The following is a 15,789-nucleotide window of genomic DNA, read 5'->3' as shown; positions in this document are numbered from 1 at the left end:
TAATTTTGTCAATACAGAGGTTATAATAATGCTTTTTTTGTTAGTACTGATCAATCAAGCTTTCATTTTTATGTATATATTGCACAATAGTATTTGTTTTTTTGTTGTACTATTAATCATTTACTAATATTGCATAGTGTGATATAGTAGTTAATATAAAGAATTCGATTTCAGCACCGGAGGTTATTTAATTAATATGAAGATAACAGTAAAAGATGTGGCAAAGCATGCCAATGTATCACCCAGTTCCGTATCCCGCTATTTGAATAATCCCAACAGCATCAATGCCGAGAATGCTTTTCGTATCAAGAATGCCATCGATGACTTGAACTACACCCCTAACCCTGTGGCCCGCAGTTTAAAAAGCGGACGTTCCAATTTAATCGGTGTCATCGTTCCATCGATCAATTCCTACTTCAGTCTTCTATGCCGGGCCGCCAGTGATTTCTTCTATCAGCAGGGTTATCTGGTCTTCTTCTGTGAGTCCGGGGAAAATGGCGAAAAGGAGGAGTATTATCTCCAAAAGATGCTTCAGTTCAGCTTTGAGGGGATTCTTTTGTCCGCAATCTCCACACCGCCCAAGGAACTTCAGAGAATCTCCACTCTCACCGAATTGGTGCTGGTAGACCGTACCGTAGATGCCGATGTTGATACTGTGGCCATCGATAATAAACAGCTGGGAGGAGAACTGACCCGTCATGTCATTTCCCTCGGATATAATAATATCCTGGGACTCTTCGGATCTTCTCACAGCAAGCACGCGCAGATGCGCCTGGCCGGGGCGAAAGAAGTTCTCGGCGAACATAAGGATATTATCCTGACCACTCAGATGGACTGTTACAGCAACGACACCACCTATCACACGATAAAGAACAGTTTAGCTTCTTTGACTCCTCCTAAGGCTATCATTTCCTATGGACTTACCGTTTCAGAAAATACCTTAATTGCACTGAACACGCTGAATATGCGCATTCCTGACGATATCTTTATTGCGTGCTGGGGGCTGAATGATTTTAAAGACAAGTACCGCCTGGCGCTTCCGATTGTGGAAGAGAATCCTTATGAGATGGGTATTACCGCCTCCAGTATTCTGCTCAAGAAGATAAAGAAACAGGATACCGGAAAGAAAGCCAAAAATTACATTTTCCCGGCTGTATTAAAAAAATAGACACATGTCCGCATTTTGGCGGACATGTGTCTTTTCCATAAAAGGGGAGCCCTGACAGTCTAAGAATTAAACGAGCAGATTATAAACTCCCAAAATCGCCATCAAAAAACTGATTCCAAGAGCCGCAAAGGCCCAGCCGAATAATTCCACAAACATTTTACTGCTGTCATATTTTTTATCTGATTCTTCATCAGCTGCAATACCGGACATAATCAGCGCTCCGGTGGTGGATACAGGGCTTAAACCGGACACGGTTCCTCCCACCGCCACCATGGCAACCAGCAGAGACGGATTGACCGCGCCTCCAAAGTTGGCAGCCACCGGCCCGCAGGTGGGCATGAGGGTAGGGAATACCACGCCCAGACCGGAGCTGAAAAAGGACATAAAACAGGCGGTTGCATCCATAATCGCCGCCGCTGTCCTCTGGCTCATGACCGCGGTCAGGCTGCCGGAAAGCAAATCGATTCCGCCTGATTCCAGCACCACGTTCATGAGAATTCCCACTCCCGATACCAGGATCAGCACGCTCCAGGGAATCGCTTTGATGCAGGCTCCTTCGTCTGCAACTCCAATGGCGGATAGTATCATGCCGATCGTGAATGCGGTAAGTCCCACATTCCAGGAAAATGCCACTGCACCCACTATCAGAGCCGCCAGGCCTATCAGAGAGATAATCTGATCCTTATTAAATTTCCCGGCAGTTTCATTTCTGCGGCCTTCTCCGGTTTCTTCCATCTTCCACCCTTTATAATAGATATAACAGACCACGGAAAGAACGATGGAGGTCAGAAACAGGCAGGCCCATACCGGCATAATTCCGGAAGTAATCCCCTGTTCTTCCATCAGACGAATGGTCAGCAGGCCCTCCGGCGTTATCTTCGTCATTCTTCCTCCAAACGCGCCGCACTCTCCTATAATGGAAAGCATCATCGGACTGCATCCGGCCGAAAATGCGATGGGAATCGCGATGACCGGCATAATCGCCAGCACCGGTATGGAACCCGGTCCCATAGCGGTCAAAACAAATCCAACGAAATATATGGCTATCGGAAGAGCCTTTTTAATCCTGACCAGCCCCACGATCTTCTGCCCTAAAATCTCCAGGGTCTTATTCTTAATCAAAATGCTGAACAGATAGGTCACCCCCATCATTGTTACAAACAAAGATGCATTAAACCCCGCCAACAGCTGTTTATTGGAAATCCCGTAAAATTTGCTTATGATAAATGCAAAACCAATCATGAGAATTCCCACATTTGTCTTTTTAATGAATCCTATGGCTATTGCCGCCAATATGGCTGCCAGTGAAACGATTGCTAAATTCGGCATATTTCCCCTCTCCTCTCGATTTGTCTATTTTCTGAATAATAAGCACACCGGGCTTTCCGTGCGGATCACTCTGCCCGTCGGCGTCAATTTTCCTTCATAACTGTTAAAATGATATTCTACAATTGTATCACTGTCTTCATTTGCCGCATAAAATTTATTTCCCGTCAGGTCAAATGTGATAAACCTGGGAGTCAGCCCCTGACAGCCCACATAATCCGTGGTTTTCAGATAACCAGTATTCTGATCGATGTGGTAAACCGTCATCCCCTCAAAAATTCTGGTGGACTCAATCACCCATTCCCCTGTAGGATCAACCAGAATGGCGCTGGCCTGGCCGTTCTTTGTATAGGTATCCGGAAGTACCGGAATAATCTGAAGCGGCTTTAAAACGCCTTTCCGATCGTCAAATTGGAAGTATGTAACCGTATTATCCTTTTCATTTACCAGATACACATAACGGTTGTTCGGATGAACCGCGATATGTCTCGGCTCCGCATAGTCCCTGGCCCTGTAATAATCCGTTTCTTCCAGATGACCGTTTTCCGGATTGAATCTGAGCACCGTAACTCCCGGATATCCGATCTGCCGCCCCTGCTGGGGAACGAAAAGATATTGTTTGCTCTGATCCCAGATGCACTGATGGGCATGGCATACGCCGTCCTCACCGATTCCCGGAAAATGATGGACAAACACCACCTCTCCTAAAGAACCGTCTTCCTTCCTGAGAATTACGTATACCGCGCCGCCCTGCAGAGCTGCGGCGATCAAATAACGGTTGGTCTTATCGCAAGTGATAAAAACAGGATTTTTACCGCCCTCCAATTCGATCCGGTTGATATAGGATAATTGGCCCGATTCCTCATCTATGGAGCAGCTGCTCACATGATGAAAGTCTCCGTGCACCGTATATAAGAATTTATTATCGTTATCAAATGTAAAATAAGATGGATTATCCATGGTTTTCAATGTTTGAACGGCATTCCATTCGCCGGTTCGGTCATCAATCTCATAAACCCGAATCCCTTTGCCCCTTGCATTTCTCTTTTCCGTCGTCCTGCATCCCACATATGCAAAGCTCATAAATGGCCCTCCTTTTTATGCATATTTTGATTTATTTGTTTTGGAATTCCATATTCTTTATAAGTAATTACATTCATTACTTTACCATCGCTCTTGTATTTTGTGAAATATTCATATACAATCGACCTATAACAAAAACTTATACCATTTCATGACCGGAGGAAAGACATTGAAATTAAAAGATTTTGAATATGTGGATGCGATTGCAAGGTGTAAAACCTTTTCACGGGCTGCCGAGGAACTCTATATCAGCCAGCCGGCCCTGACACAGGCCATTCAGCGCCTGGAACAGGAGCTGAAGCTGCCCATTTTTACAAGAAACTATAACTGTATCGACCTTACGCTGGCCGGGGAGATCTTTTTAGAGGAAGCGAGAGAAGTGCTGAAGATTACAGACCGCTTAAAACAGAGGCTGTCTTATGTTGAAAATATTGAAAACAAGACCTTTTATCTGGGCGTTTCCCAATTTTACGGCACCTATACCATGCCGGAAATCATGCATTATATCTCGGATCACTATCCGGGAATCAAGATTAACCTGATCGAAGATGTGTCCACAAATCTGGAAGTATTGTTGGAAAATAACAAGCTCGATTTTGCGCTGATGCCATTTCCAATCACAGCAAATTCATTAAAATATCAGGTACTTCTGGAAGAAGAGATCCTGTTAGGCGCCCATTCCTCCCGGACGATGCCCATGCTGGAAACCTATTCCTCTGACTCCAGCCTGCCTCATGTTGACCTTTCCTCGGTAAAGGGGCCTTATATCTTATTAAAAAACGGCTTAAAATTCCGTAATATGACAGACCAGATATTAAAGGACGCAGGCGTGGAACCCGAGATCTTTTTCGAGACCATGAATCTGTCAACTGTGGAGTCCTTTATCAGGCAGGACTTGGGAATCGGCTTTCTCCCGTCTTCGGTTCCTAAAGATCCGGAGATCTCTTACTACCGTTTTTCCGGGAAATATTCCAGCAGAAAATATGTAATCGCCTACAAAGAGGATAATTACCAGGCGAAAAGTTCTCTGGAAATTGTAAATATAATTAAAAAGGCTTTAACGGAAAAAATGGCGCAGGATAAGGCGGTTGTTAAATAACGGCCGCCGTTTAGCGGCGGCTGGGTTATCTGACCGGCAGTGCGGCAGACCCAATATAATTTATCATTGACATTTTCCGAATTATCCCTCATAATTATCATAATTTCACGATTACATTTTGTAATCTTCTAACGCATTGCCGTATGGCACTGCATTCTTCTGCGCCTTTGTGCGCTGGCTGGATCAGCCGTATTTTCCTTGATTTTATGAATAGTTACAATTAAACAGAGAATGGAAGTGATGTGCCGGAAGGTGTGTTTTTCGTTGCATATTCGTATTTTTTTGATTATAATGGAGGTATAAGAAAATTGAAAACTAGAGTAAACAAACAGTATAAGGACAGGGTTTTCCGCTTGATTTTTCAAAGGAAAGAGGATCTTTTAGACCTTTATAATGCGCTCAACGATTCAGCTTACACCAATCCTGAAGAGCTGGTAATCACCACGCTGGAGGATGCGGTTTATCTGAACATGAAAAATGACGTATCTTTTTTGATCGGAGATGTCCTCAATCTTTATGAACATCAAAGCACCAGCAACCCTAATATGCCAATCCGCGGACTCTTTTATCTGTCCGATTTATACCGCATCTACATCAAACATCATGACCTGGATATCTATCGGGAACCCCGCCTGCAGCTGCCTTTTCCCCAGTATTTTGTATTTTATAACGGAACCAGGAAAGAACCGGACAGACAGGAGCTGTATCTGAGCAGCAGTTTCCCGGACAGAGGGGTGAAAAAACCGGCTTTGGAGTGCACTGCAGTCATGCTGAACATCAACCGTGGAAACAATCAGCAGTTAATGGAACGGTGCGGGCGGCTTCAGGAATATTCGTTTTTTATCGCTGCAATCAGGGATAATCTGATGGCCGGTATGACAATTGAAGAGGCGGTGGAACAGGCAGTGGATCTTTGCATCGAGAGGGAGATTTTGTCCGATATTCTGATTCAGAACAGGGGTGATATCGTGAATACATTGTTGACTGAATACAATGAGGAAAAATATCTGAATGGGTTGAGGGAATATGAACGGTCAGAAGGAAAAACTGAGGGAATGGCTGAGGCGGTTCTCGCTCTGTTGGAGGACTTAGGCGAAGTGCCCGAAGAGTTACGCAAGACGATACTGTCGGAAGCCGATATCAATACATTAAAAGTGTATCTGAAATCAGCATCCAAAGCCGGATCTATTGATAATTTTATGAAACTCTTCTAAAGCTGAAAACATTTGCAATAACACGCGAATACAAACGCCGCTGGCACCACCGGTTATAAAGTCATTTTCACACTTATAACCAACCGCACCAGCGGCATCCTATTCTATCTTATCTTTATCTAATCATTTCTCTTTTATTTGCTTCTGTAAGCCGCCAACAGCTTGTTAATACGGTTGGTAGGATTCAGCAGCTCGCTTAAAGATGCATCGTGATTCAGATTGTCAATAATCAATGCGATATACTTGCTCATATCCACATCAATATAATACGGTCTGGACAGCAGATCCGGAGTCTGATATACCAGGTTCGTAGTAAGAATACGGTCAATTACGCCGTTTTCATAGTATTCGTCAAACTTGGAAAGTCCATTCGTAAATAAGCCGAATGTGGAACAGATGAAGACCTTTCTGGCCTTTCTTCTTTTCAGTTCTTTTGCAACATCCTGCATGCTTTCACCTGATGAGATCATATCGTCGATGATCAGTACGTCCTTGCCTTCCACGCTGGAGCCCAGGAATTCGTGAGCTACGATAGGATTGCGTCCATTGATGATCTGTGTGTAATCGCGGCGTTTGTAGAACATGCCCATATCCAGTCCCAACACGTTTGCAAAATATACAGCGCGTGACATGCCGCCTTCATCCGGGCTGATCACCATCATATGATCGCTGTCAATCTGCAGGTCTGTTTCATGTTTTAACAGATGTTTGATAAACTGATAGATCGGCTGTACGGTCTCGAATCCCTTTAACGGAATCGCATTCTGAACGCGGGGATCATGAGCATCGAACGTAATGATGTTTTCAACGCCCATATTAGTCAGTTCCTGAAGCCCTAACGCGCAGTCTAAGGATTCTCTTCCGGAACGTTTATGCTGTCTGCTTTCATATAAAAACGGCATAATAACGTTAATTCTTCTCGCCTTGCCTGCCGCCGCTGCGATCAGACGTTTTAAATCCTGGAAATGGTCGTCCGGCGACATATGATTGGTCATACCGCACAGAGAATAGGTCAGGCTGTAATTGCATACATCCACCATAAAATAAAGGTCATCACCGCGGACAGACTGGTCAATGGAGCCTTTGGCTTCACCGGAACCGAATCTCGGTGTTTTGGAATCAATAATATAAGAATCTCTCTGATAACCGGAAAATGCTATCGTCGATTTGTGTTCACTTTCACGTTCATGTCTCCATTCTACCAGGTAGTTGTTTACCTTTTCCCCCAATTGTGAGCAGCTTTTCAATGGAATCAGTCCCAGGGGTCCTACCGGAATCGTCTCAATGGTTTTCTCTTCGTAAATCATCTTTGGCTCCTATCTGCGTGCATCTGTGCACATCTCCATTCATTTTGTTACACATAATAAAGCAACGTATCTTTTATATCATTATGTGCTGAAATAGTCAAGATATCAATATTTTTTTGTCCTGATATCGCTGCCGTAAAGCGGCGTTATCATGTATTCGCTGATAATTCTGGAGGAAACGCGCTCCGTATACCGGTCCCTGATCCCCTCCATGTCCAGGTTTGTGGAAATGATTGTCCCATTTTTCCGCATCAGGCGCTCGTTGATGCAGTAAAAAAACTGGGAAGACACAAAACTGTTGTTAAGCTCCGTTCCAAGGTCATCGATAATCAGCAGATCACAATCCAGAATGTGCTGGTACATATCCTTCATCTCTTCCTCAGTGGTGCGTTCAAATGTATTCTGAGCGAATATATGGAACAGATCGGTCGAGGACAGATAAATCACAGAATAATAATGATCGATCAGATCCTTAGCAATGCAGTTTGTCAAAAATGTCTTTCCCACTCCGGTATCGCCCTGAAACAGAATATTCCCCTTCTTAACCCCGAACTGGTCAACGTAATTATGGCAGATCTGCTTTACCTGCATCATATAATCATAGACTGAGATCCCCAGTCCGGGCACAATCCGGCTCTTATCAAAATACTGGTCGGAAAATGTTCCGAAATTTTCCTTCTTCATGACCTCTTCCAGATTCGACTGGGCGTAGAGAAGCTTAATCTCCTCCTTGCGGAAACAGTGGCATTTCTTTCCGTCGTGATAGCCCGTGTCCTCACAATCTTTACAGCTGTACTGCATCTCCATATAATTTTCCGGATATCCGAAAGACTTTAAAAGCACCCTTTTTTGCTCCCGCAGATCCTCCAGTTCTCCCTTCAGCCTCCGCCCGGCTTCATCGTCTCCGTCCAGCAGGCGTTTTGCCCGCTCCACGGCTTTGCCGGTGATCACCGATTCCAATTCCTGAATAACCGGATATTTGGTATGAACCTCTTCAATCCGCTTGTCCTGTTCATGTTTATTCTGAAATTGTTTTTGGTTGTAGATGCGCATTATCGCATTGTACTGAGAATTGCTGAGTCCCATAGATCCCTCCTCACTGTTGGTTCGCCTGTTCGTTCAGACGTTCCTTTAATCGTTCCATCACCAGGGCATTATAATCGGTATCCCTCTGCTTAAAGTTGTGGAACTGGTTTTTGTCCGTCTTGGATGATGTCTGCCATCTCTTGTTCTCTTCGTTCTTCTGCTGGCGTTCCCCTTCCCTGGCCTGATCCAGCTTTTTCACATCCTCTAAGCTTCTGACTCCCGCTTCCTTCCAGGACGCCAGAATCTTGTCTGCATATTCAAAGCTGGGCTGGTGAAGCGCTCTCATGGTCCGGTTACAGGCCTCTGTAACCAATGTGGGGGAAAACATGTATGTATAGAACCATTTACGGATCAAATCGTGTTCCGACGCGCCGGGTTTTCTCCCGCTCAAACCAAATGCTTTCATCACATTGGCATAGCCTTTTACGTAAAGCTCCGTCCCCTGCTTGGCCTGATCCACGGTTTTCACCCCGTTTTTATGCCAGTTTAGGGCTACCGCCTCCATGTAGCGGACTTCCCGGTGTTCCGCCTGTACGCAGGACGCCACCAGATGCACCAACAGATCAAAGGACATTCCAAGAGCTTCATAAAGATATGCAAATACCTCGCAGTCCTTATGGCTGAATATGGTTCCCGTATATTTCTGGGCTACATAGAGGAGCTGGGCAAATTCCTCATTATCCGATAATTTTGACAGCTGATACGGAGAGTAAGACGGTTTTTCTATAATCTCCTGTTTCTCCGGTTCTTTCCCATGCTCTAAAACAGCATAATGCTCAGGTTCCGCCGTTACCGCATGTTCCTTCACCTGGAAATTCACCGGTGCCTGTTCCGGAACCGGCATTTTTTTCTTTTCCGATTCCGCCTGCAAAGGCTGGGCTTTCAGCACGCCGGCTTTCGTCCAGTATGTAATCGCCCGTTTCACATCCGACTCCGTATGGTTAAGATGATCCGCTATATCAGAGATATCCACATTCTCATCCTGATGCCGCAGCAGATATAAATATACTTTTACATATTCTCCGTTCGCCGATATCATACACTGGTCAATAAAATCATTGGCCACCAAGGTAGCTTTTATCTGAAAATTATCCATAAATCCTACTGACATAACATCACCCTCTCAATCTCTTTCAACATCATATCACATCCTCCGACAAATGAAAATAGCCCCGAGTTGCCCACAATTTGATTGTGGATAATGTGGATAATGTGGATACCAAGGTTACATAATCGCAAGAATATTGGCGTTTTTTGTCGAAGCCCTCATAAAAACAAGGGTTTCCGGAATTGTTAGACATTATATTATGTTAATCAAGAAATCCACATAGCTTCTTAACATAAAATGTTGAAAACTATGTGGATAATGTGGATAACTATACCCCTAACAGCTTTTCTCCCACTTTTACTATGTCTCCGGCGCCCATAGTTATCAACAAATCGCCGTTAACACAATTTTTTAAAATAAATGTTTCGATTTCGTCGAATGATGGAATATAGTGGGCAGTTGTGCCTAATTCTTGGATTTTTTCTGCAATATCTCCTGAGCTCACCCCCAGATTGTCGGTTTCGCGGGCCGCATAAATATCGGCCAGAATCACTTCATCCGCTGCCGATAATGCCTGTGCAAACTCATTCAGAAACGCTTTTGTCCTCGTATAAGTATGCGGCTGGAATACGCACCATAACTTTCTATGTGGATAATTCTGGGCAGCCGACAGAGTTGCAGCAATCTCCCTTGGATGGTGTGCATAATCATCAATGATAACCACACCGCCAATCTCGCCTTTTTTCTCAAACCTGCGGTTTGTGCCCGTAAATTTTCCAAGCCCCTTCACCACCGCATCCATGGATATCCCAAGTTCTCCGGCAACGGCAACGGCAGCCAGCGCGTTGTACACATTATGTTCTCCCGGAACCCCCAGCTTAATATGCTCCGCCTTCTCACCTTTCACAATCAAGTCAAAGGAAGGACGGGCCAGCTCATCATACTGAATTCCTCCTGCGCTGTAAGTACTCGTTCTGTCTTTTCCGCAAGTAACCACCCTGCATGGAAGTCCATCCACAATTTCCTGATAATTTTCAATATCGCTGCTGATAACCATCAGACCTGACTCGGGCAGCTTTCCTGCAAATTCCCGGAAAGAGCTGCGAATATCATTAATATCCTTAAAAAAGTCAAGATGGTCTTCTTCTATATTTAATATTACTTCAATTGTCGGAAAAAATGACAGGAAACTGTTGGTGTATTCGCAAGCCTCGGTCACAAACAGCTCCGGGCCGCCCACACGTATGTTGCCCCCTATGGAATTTAAAATGCCGCCAACGGATATTGTTGGATTCTCTTCTGCTGCCAGCAAAATCTCTGTTATCATAGACGTAGTCGTGGTCTTTCCGTGGGTTCCCGCTACGGCTACCGCCTGCTCATAGTTCCTCATCATCTCACCCAGCAGCTGTGCACGGCTGAGCATGGGAATGCCACGCGCTTCTACCTCCATAAATTCCGGGTTATCCTTATGAATGGCCGCAGTATATACCACTACGTCAATTCCATCATATATATTGGCCGCTTTCTGGCCATAAAACACCTTCGCGCCCTTTGCTTCCAGGTTATCAGTCAGCTCTGTGCGGTGAGCGTCAGAACCTGATACGGTAAATCCCTCGTCCAGAAGTATTTCCGCCAGCCCGCTCATGCTGATCCCTCCGATTCCAATAAAATGAATCGTTTCCGGTTTATTAAAATCTATCTGATACATAATCTCTTCCATCCCTTTTCCGTGAATCAGGCATTCACTTTTATTATTCATTTACTTTTACTTCTTTTTCCCGGTAAAGTCAATATACCTTCTTATATTATAGTAAAAAAAGGGGAGAAAATCCACCTAAAGCTGATTGGAAGGCCCTATTTATGTAACAGTCCAGCCTTCCGATACCGGTGCCTGCTCCGGCAGTTTCCATGGCAATTCCAGGTCACTTAAATAACACGTTCCTATACCGTTCCAAAGACAACATGAGAAGATTGCCCAAAACACCGATTGCCAGAATTTCGCCAATTCCTACGGTAACCATCATATAGGGAATAATCTGGTCATTTCCATAGGCAAAACGAAGAACCCAGGGAATAATAAGAGTGTTGGAAACAATGGGCGGGATGCATACCGCCCACCGCCATCTTTTGAGCAGATAAGATCCCACCGCCCCGATCAGTGAGGCCAGGCTCCCGAAAATCACATCCAGTATCACCGCTCCGCCCAATGCATTGGATAACAGGCAGCCAATAAATACTCCCGGAATAGCTGCCGGAGTAAAATAAGGGAGGATGCACAATGCCTCAGATACCCTGAACTGTACGGGTCCGTATCCCAGAGGAATCAGCATCAGAGTCAAAACAATATAAATAGCCGCTATCATGGCCGCCTGCACCATAAAATACGCTGTTTTTGTATTTTTCATATCTTTAACCTCTCATTCTGCCGTTAAAACCGGCATTTAGAGAAATTATACCCTATCAGGCGGCCATTTACCAGATCAAGACCAAATCTTAGAAAGCGCAAGTACAATAAAAAGGCATCCGCTGATCCAGGAAAGATCCCAGCTGCATTTAGCGGCCAGTTTCTTTCCAAGGTACATGCCCGCATACATCACAATTATTCCCATAACAAAAGCTGTGATTACCGTCAGCCCAAGAGGAACTCTCATAAAGGCGGCCAGGGTTCCGGCAACCAGACTGTCGATCGACATGGCAAATGCCAAAAATGCGGACTCCTTCCAGGATAAAGACTGCGATCGGTCCCAATCCGCCGCCATAGGATCTCCATAGATGCTCACGATCACCTGCAAGCCGGAAAAAGAAAAACTGATATCTTTGCGCACCGCGCAGTGGGAATTAATGTATTTCTTTATTAAAAAATCTGAAAGCTTTACCAGACCCAGCAGCAAAAGGCTGGTACAGCAGACTGCTTTTGTAAAGTTTTCCGGAATCAGGTTGTCAATAAAACCGCCCAACCCCAGCGCCGCGCCAAGGCAGCCGCTGCAGATTCCATTCATAAAAAACACTTTTTCCCATGTTATGTTAACTTTATTTGCACCGTAAGCTATGCTGGCCACAAACGTATCCATGCATAGAGCCAGAACTAAAATCAGAATTTGCAACATATTTTCATCTTTATTCTTTTTATTCTAATATATTCCAAAAACATACAATTGCAACATAAAGCAGCATTTACACAGATCCATATAGGCAAAAAGAGACAGGTACAAACCGAATTCCATATCAGTCTATACCTGCCCCTTTTGTCCTCGCCGGTCTTAGATTCCCCTTCTTTCCGAAGCCCCCTCTCACCCGTCGATCTCTATATAATTTTTATCTTCAACCATCGGCTGCTCTTCCTTCTTAGGAATGGACAGCTTTAGGATACCGTGTTTAAACTTCGCTTTTATCTTCTCTTCGTCCACGTTGTCACCAACATAAAAGGTTCTTCTGCACGCTCCGGCGTAGCGTTCTCTTCGTAAATATCTGCCCCTTTTCTTGTCTCCGTCATCCGGCAGGCCCTTGACTGCGCTGATGGTAAGGTAACCATCGTGGAGCTGTGCATTCACCTCATCTTTTTTAAATCCGGGCAGATCGATCTCCAGCTCATAGCCGTCCTTCGTCTCCCGTACATCGGTCTTCATCCATCTGTTCAACCTGCGGCTGCCAACGCTTCCAAAAAATTCTTTCTCAAGCTTTTTCTCAAATCTATCGTCAAATGGAAAATCCATGAAATCATTAAAAAATCTATCTTCCAGTAAATCAGGCATCAACATAAGTCATTCCTCCATTCCCTGTTAAAACCCGCTGCCTGACTATAAGGTCAGGCTATTGTCAGCCTTCGATTGAAATATACTTTTTCTCTTCTACCGCCGGTTTATTCTCCATCTTAGGCACTGACAGTTTCAAAATACCATCTTCAAATCTGGCTTTAATATCTTCCTTGGTAACCGCTTCGCCAACGTAGAAACTTCTGCTGCAGGAACCGGAATACCGTTCTCTGCGGATATACTTGCCGTCGCTGTCTTTCTCGTCTTTGCTGGAATTGGAAGTTGCGCTGATGTTTAAGTATCCATCCTTTAATTCAGCTGTAATATCCTCTTTCTTAAATCCAGGAAGATCGATGTCCAGTTCATAGCTGCCTTCCATGTCTTTAATATCTGTTTTCATCATGCTGTTTTTCATTGTTCCGTAACTGCCAAACGGAAAATCCATAAAATCATCAAACAATTTGTCTCCAAATATACTAGGCATTAACATCATAAGTCATCGCTCCTTTTCTTTATCTTTGTTATAGCTGTACTATAACATATATTATTAGCACTGTCAAGCGTTGAGTGCTAATTTCACACTTTCTTCATACATTCAGAATATTCAATCTATTTTTTCAGAAAATTATCCTATTTTATCTGAAATTCAAATGACAACTGCTGACCGGAAGAATGGGTAAAATATCAAAATCTCAAAAAGATATTGACTCTCACGTATGGTGATAGTGTACAGTATTAATTAGAAACAAAGCAATTATATGAGTTCCTCCGCCGGCAGGATGAACATTGGTAAGCGATCTATTAAATAAGAAGGTGATTTTATATGATGACTGTAAAACAGGTTTCTTCCTTAACGGGAGTCAGCGTCCGGACGCTGCAATTTTACGACGAAATCGGTCTATTCAAGCCGACCAAAGTGACAGATGCAGGATACCGGCTGTATGACGAAAACGCATTGGAAACACTGCAGCAGATTCTATTTTTTAAAGAACTCGATTTTTCACTCAAAGAAATAAAAATAATTATGGAAAACCCGCATTTTGATAAAACGTCTGCATTTTTAAAACAACGGGAACTGATCCGGTTAAAACGCGACCGGTTAACCGGCCTGTTGGAACTGTTGGATAAACTTATAAAAGGAGAGAAATGTATGGACTTTAAAGATTTTGATATGAGCGAATATTTTCGCATTTTAACAGATTTTAAAGGAACGCACGGAGATGAAATTATCGATCGGATGGGAAGCATGGAAAGCTTTGATGAGATGGTCTCGGACTTAAAGGCCCGTCAGGACGAAATCGCCGATATGGCTGTAAAGCAGTTTGGAAGCTTGGAAAACTACACTGAAGCGATGAAAAAGAACCTGAAGGATTTTCTGACCGGACAAACGCCCGTTACTCCTTCAGAAGTAAGCGGCATCGTTGATAAAACAGATGATATCACCAAAAAGCTAACCGCCGATCTGAGCAGAGATCCGGCATCCTCCCAAGTTCAGGAAACAGTGGGTGAATTGATCGCCTATGTCAACGAATGTAACCGGGGTATGGATATGGGCGAAAATTATTGGTCTTTTATGGCCGAAACCTATATGACGTCACCTGTATATATTGAAGCAACTGATAAAAAATACGGAATCGGGGCATCTGAATTTATGGGAGCCGCAATCAAAGCATATCTTGACAAACAGTAAATATTTCCCTTTTCTTCATTTGATTCAGGATATTAAACAGATGTAAAATCGGAGGGAAACAAAACAGATTCTGTTTCCCTCCGCTAATTATTCTTGCATCTGCCATACCTTTTAAAATTATTGAACCCATATCCCAAAGTCAAACTTCTTCTATATAATGGACTGCATATTTATTCCAATATTTTTTATAAACAGGTACTCCTTGTTCTTTGAGATTCTGCTGGTACATTCTGAATCTGACCGGAATGTTTTTAGGCTGCCACTGCTCCTCATAAGTATATTGATACGTCATGCCCAGCTTTTTCATCACTGCACCGCTGCGCGGGTTCTGAATATCATGAGTAGCGGTTATGTACGGCAATTCCGACCTTTTCAGCCGTTCTATTACCGCTTTACCCGCCTCAGTAATAAGGCCCCGATGCCAGAACTCCCTGTCGCTTAATATTCGAAACAACGCTTCCGCATCATGATCCGTAAACCTTCTCAGTATCAATCGTTCTGTTATTAAGGTTGGCGTATTTTCTTCTGTCAAAATCTGTCGTCCCCCCACCAGTTTGGCATCAGTTCTCTTAAAGTAACTGTTTTCTTTTCATCATAATCCAACAGCACTTCAATATTCCCGCTGTCTTTATCCAACTGCATCATAAACTCTCTGCACGCTCCGCAGGGCGCTCCCGCTCTGCCGTCCGGCATGATGGCCAGCACCTTGTCTATACGGTGTTCCCCGTGGGTAATCATGCTGGCAATCGCATTGCGCTCCGCGCACATGCCAAGCGTCGACGCAGTATCAATACAGACACCCACATAGATATTTCCTTCTTTTGTTAAAACCGCAGCGGATACTCCGCCCGCCTCAATAAACGGCGATATGGTTCTGTTATTTTGTACTCTTTTAGCTTCCTGATACATCTGATCCCATATATCCATAAGATTTTCTCCTTAAAGCGAAAAATCCTGTGAATTCTCATCACAACATCTGAAAATCCACAGGATTCTGTCAATCCGCTCTTATCATT

The 15,789-nt window shown here is 44.0% G+C and carries 16 protein-coding genes; 4 read left to right on the top strand and 12 right to left on the bottom strand.

The genetic code is table 11. From position 1 onward, the window contains the following. Positions 1-196: 196 nt before the first annotated feature. Entirely contained in the window at positions 197-1,168 is a 972-nt protein-coding gene (locus tag C0033_RS16925; RefSeq protein ID WP_103229072.1) for a LacI family DNA-binding transcriptional regulator, read from the top strand. Between the two features lie 66 nt (positions 1,169-1,234). On the opposite strand, the gene C0033_RS16920 is transcribed toward C0033_RS16925, so the two are convergent. Then, positions 1,235-2,497, bottom strand: a complete 1,263-nt coding sequence (locus tag C0033_RS16920; protein WP_103229071.1) for an SLC13 family permease — start codon at positions 2,495-2,497, stop codon at positions 1,235-1,237. A gap of 24 nt (positions 2,498-2,521) precedes the next feature. Continuing rightward, positions 2,522-3,577 (bottom strand): beta-propeller fold lactonase family protein, encoded by a 1,056-nt coding sequence (locus C0033_RS16915; RefSeq protein ID WP_103229070.1) that lies wholly within the window; start codon positions 3,575-3,577, stop codon positions 2,522-2,524. Positions 3,578-3,746: 169 nt separating this feature from the next. Between C0033_RS16915 and C0033_RS16910 the strand changes: the two genes are divergently transcribed. Together C0033_RS16910 and C0033_RS16905 are read left to right on the top strand one after the other, a co-directional pair. Then, the gene (locus C0033_RS16910) at positions 3,747-4,676 is read left to right on the top strand and encodes a LysR family transcriptional regulator (RefSeq protein WP_180994781.1); all 930 of its coding nucleotides are present in this window, start codon (positions 3,747-3,749) and stop codon (positions 4,674-4,676) included. Positions 4,677-4,984: 308 nt separating this feature from the next. Further along, positions 4,985-5,890 carry a hypothetical protein gene (locus tag C0033_RS16905; protein ID WP_180994780.1) on the top strand — a complete coding sequence of 302 codons (906 nt, stop codon included), beginning with the start codon at positions 4,985-4,987 and terminating at the stop codon, positions 5,888-5,890. A gap of 134 nt (positions 5,891-6,024) precedes the next feature. Here the strand turns inward: C0033_RS16905 and C0033_RS16900 are convergent, their stop codons facing one another. The 8 genes from C0033_RS16900 to C0033_RS16865 form a co-directional block, all read right to left on the bottom strand. Further along, a complete protein-coding gene (locus C0033_RS16900) occupies positions 6,025-7,197 on the bottom strand; it encodes a ribose-phosphate pyrophosphokinase (protein WP_103229068.1) in 1,173 nt (390 codons plus the stop codon). 105 nt (positions 7,198-7,302) lie between these two features. Next, on the bottom strand, positions 7,303-8,283 hold the full coding sequence (locus tag C0033_RS16895) for an ATP-binding protein (protein WP_103229067.1): 981 nt from the start codon (positions 8,281-8,283) through the stop codon (positions 7,303-7,305). 10 nt (positions 8,284-8,293) lie between these two features. After that, positions 8,294-9,394: a DnaD domain protein gene (locus C0033_RS16890; protein WP_103229066.1), complete on the bottom strand. Its 1,101-nt coding sequence runs from the start codon at positions 9,392-9,394 to the stop codon at positions 8,294-8,296. Positions 9,395-9,659: 265 nt separating this feature from the next. Then, positions 9,660-11,039: a UDP-N-acetylmuramate--L-alanine ligase gene (gene murC / locus C0033_RS16885; RefSeq protein ID WP_103229117.1), complete on the bottom strand. Its 1,380-nt coding sequence runs from the start codon at positions 11,037-11,039 to the stop codon at positions 9,660-9,662. 214 nt (positions 11,040-11,253) lie between these two features. After that, positions 11,254-11,736, bottom strand: a complete 483-nt coding sequence (locus C0033_RS16880) for a QueT transporter family protein (RefSeq protein WP_103229065.1) — start codon at positions 11,734-11,736, stop codon at positions 11,254-11,256. Positions 11,737-11,811: 75 nt separating this feature from the next. After that, entirely contained in the window at positions 11,812-12,438 is a 627-nt protein-coding gene (locus C0033_RS16875; RefSeq protein ID WP_103229064.1) for a manganese efflux pump, read from the bottom strand. A gap of 183 nt (positions 12,439-12,621) precedes the next feature. Continuing rightward, a complete protein-coding gene (locus C0033_RS16870; protein WP_103229063.1) occupies positions 12,622-13,089 on the bottom strand; it encodes an Hsp20/alpha crystallin family protein in 468 nt (155 codons plus the stop codon). A 58-nt stretch (positions 13,090-13,147) separates the two neighbouring features. Continuing rightward, entirely contained in the window at positions 13,148-13,573 is a 426-nt protein-coding gene (locus C0033_RS16865; RefSeq protein ID WP_103229116.1) for an Hsp20/alpha crystallin family protein, read from the bottom strand. A gap of 333 nt (positions 13,574-13,906) precedes the next feature. Between C0033_RS16865 and C0033_RS16860 the strand changes: the two genes are divergently transcribed. Then, the gene (locus C0033_RS16860; RefSeq protein ID WP_103229062.1) at positions 13,907-14,773 is read left to right on the top strand and encodes a MerR family transcriptional regulator; all 867 of its coding nucleotides are present in this window, start codon (positions 13,907-13,909) and stop codon (positions 14,771-14,773) included. A 139-nt stretch (positions 14,774-14,912) separates the two neighbouring features. Here C0033_RS16860 and C0033_RS16855 read toward each other — a convergent pair whose 3' ends face one another. Beyond that, positions 14,913-15,305 carry a GNAT family N-acetyltransferase gene (locus C0033_RS16855; protein WP_103229061.1) on the bottom strand — a complete coding sequence of 131 codons (393 nt, stop codon included), beginning with the start codon at positions 15,303-15,305 and terminating at the stop codon, positions 14,913-14,915. Further along, positions 15,302-15,700: a cytidine deaminase gene (locus C0033_RS16850; RefSeq protein ID WP_103229060.1), complete on the bottom strand. Its 399-nt coding sequence runs from the start codon at positions 15,698-15,700 to the stop codon at positions 15,302-15,304. The genes C0033_RS16855 and C0033_RS16850 overlap by 4 nt, the downstream gene beginning before the upstream one ends. Between the last annotated feature and the right edge of the window lie 89 nt (positions 15,701-15,789).

Origin of the sequence: Clostridium sp. chh4-2, from assembly GCF_002899675.1 — a bacterium.
In the GTDB taxonomy this organism is placed as follows: Bacteria; Bacillota; Clostridia; order Lachnospirales; family Lachnospiraceae; genus CHH4-2.
The sequence above is the reverse complement of the archived record's forward strand: the minus strand, read 5'-3'. Positions and strand labels throughout refer to the sequence as shown.

Bases quoted from the DNA above. Each gene is read 5' to 3' on its own strand.
- C0033_RS16925 (WP_103229072.1), top strand. From the start codon at position 197: ATGAAGATAACAGTAAAAGATGTGGCAAAGCATGCCAATGTATCACCC.
- C0033_RS16920 (WP_103229071.1), bottom strand. From the start codon at position 2,497: ATGCCGAATTTAGCAATCGTTTCACTGGCAGCCATATTGGCGGCAATA.
- C0033_RS16915 (WP_103229070.1), bottom strand. From the start codon at position 3,577: ATGAGCTTTGCATATGTGGGATGCAGGACGACGGAAAAGAGAAATGCA.
- C0033_RS16900 (WP_103229068.1), bottom strand. From the start codon at position 7,197: ATGATTTACGAAGAGAAAACCATTGAGACGATTCCGGTAGGACCCCTG.
- C0033_RS16895 (WP_103229067.1), bottom strand. From the start codon at position 8,283: ATGGGACTCAGCAATTCTCAGTACAATGCGATAATGCGCATCTACAAC.
- C0033_RS16890 (WP_103229066.1), bottom strand. From the start codon at position 9,394: ATGTCAGTAGGATTTATGGATAATTTTCAGATAAAAGCTACCTTGGTG.
- murC (WP_103229117.1), bottom strand. From the start codon at position 11,039: ATGTATCAGATAGATTTTAATAAACCGGAAACGATTCATTTTATTGGA.
- C0033_RS16880 (WP_103229065.1), bottom strand. From the start codon at position 11,736: ATGAAAAATACAAAAACAGCGTATTTTATGGTGCAGGCGGCCATGATA.
- C0033_RS16875 (WP_103229064.1), bottom strand. From the start codon at position 12,438: ATGTTGCAAATTCTGATTTTAGTTCTGGCTCTATGCATGGATACGTTT.
- C0033_RS16870 (WP_103229063.1), bottom strand. From the start codon at position 13,089: ATGTTGATGCCTGATTTACTGGAAGATAGATTTTTTAATGATTTCATG.
- C0033_RS16865 (WP_103229116.1), bottom strand. From the start codon at position 13,573: ATGTTAATGCCTAGTATATTTGGAGACAAATTGTTTGATGATTTTATG.
- C0033_RS16860 (WP_103229062.1), top strand. From the start codon at position 13,907: ATGATGACTGTAAAACAGGTTTCTTCCTTAACGGGAGTCAGCGTCCGG.
- C0033_RS16850 (WP_103229060.1), bottom strand. From the start codon at position 15,700: ATGGATATATGGGATCAGATGTATCAGGAAGCTAAAAGAGTACAAAAT.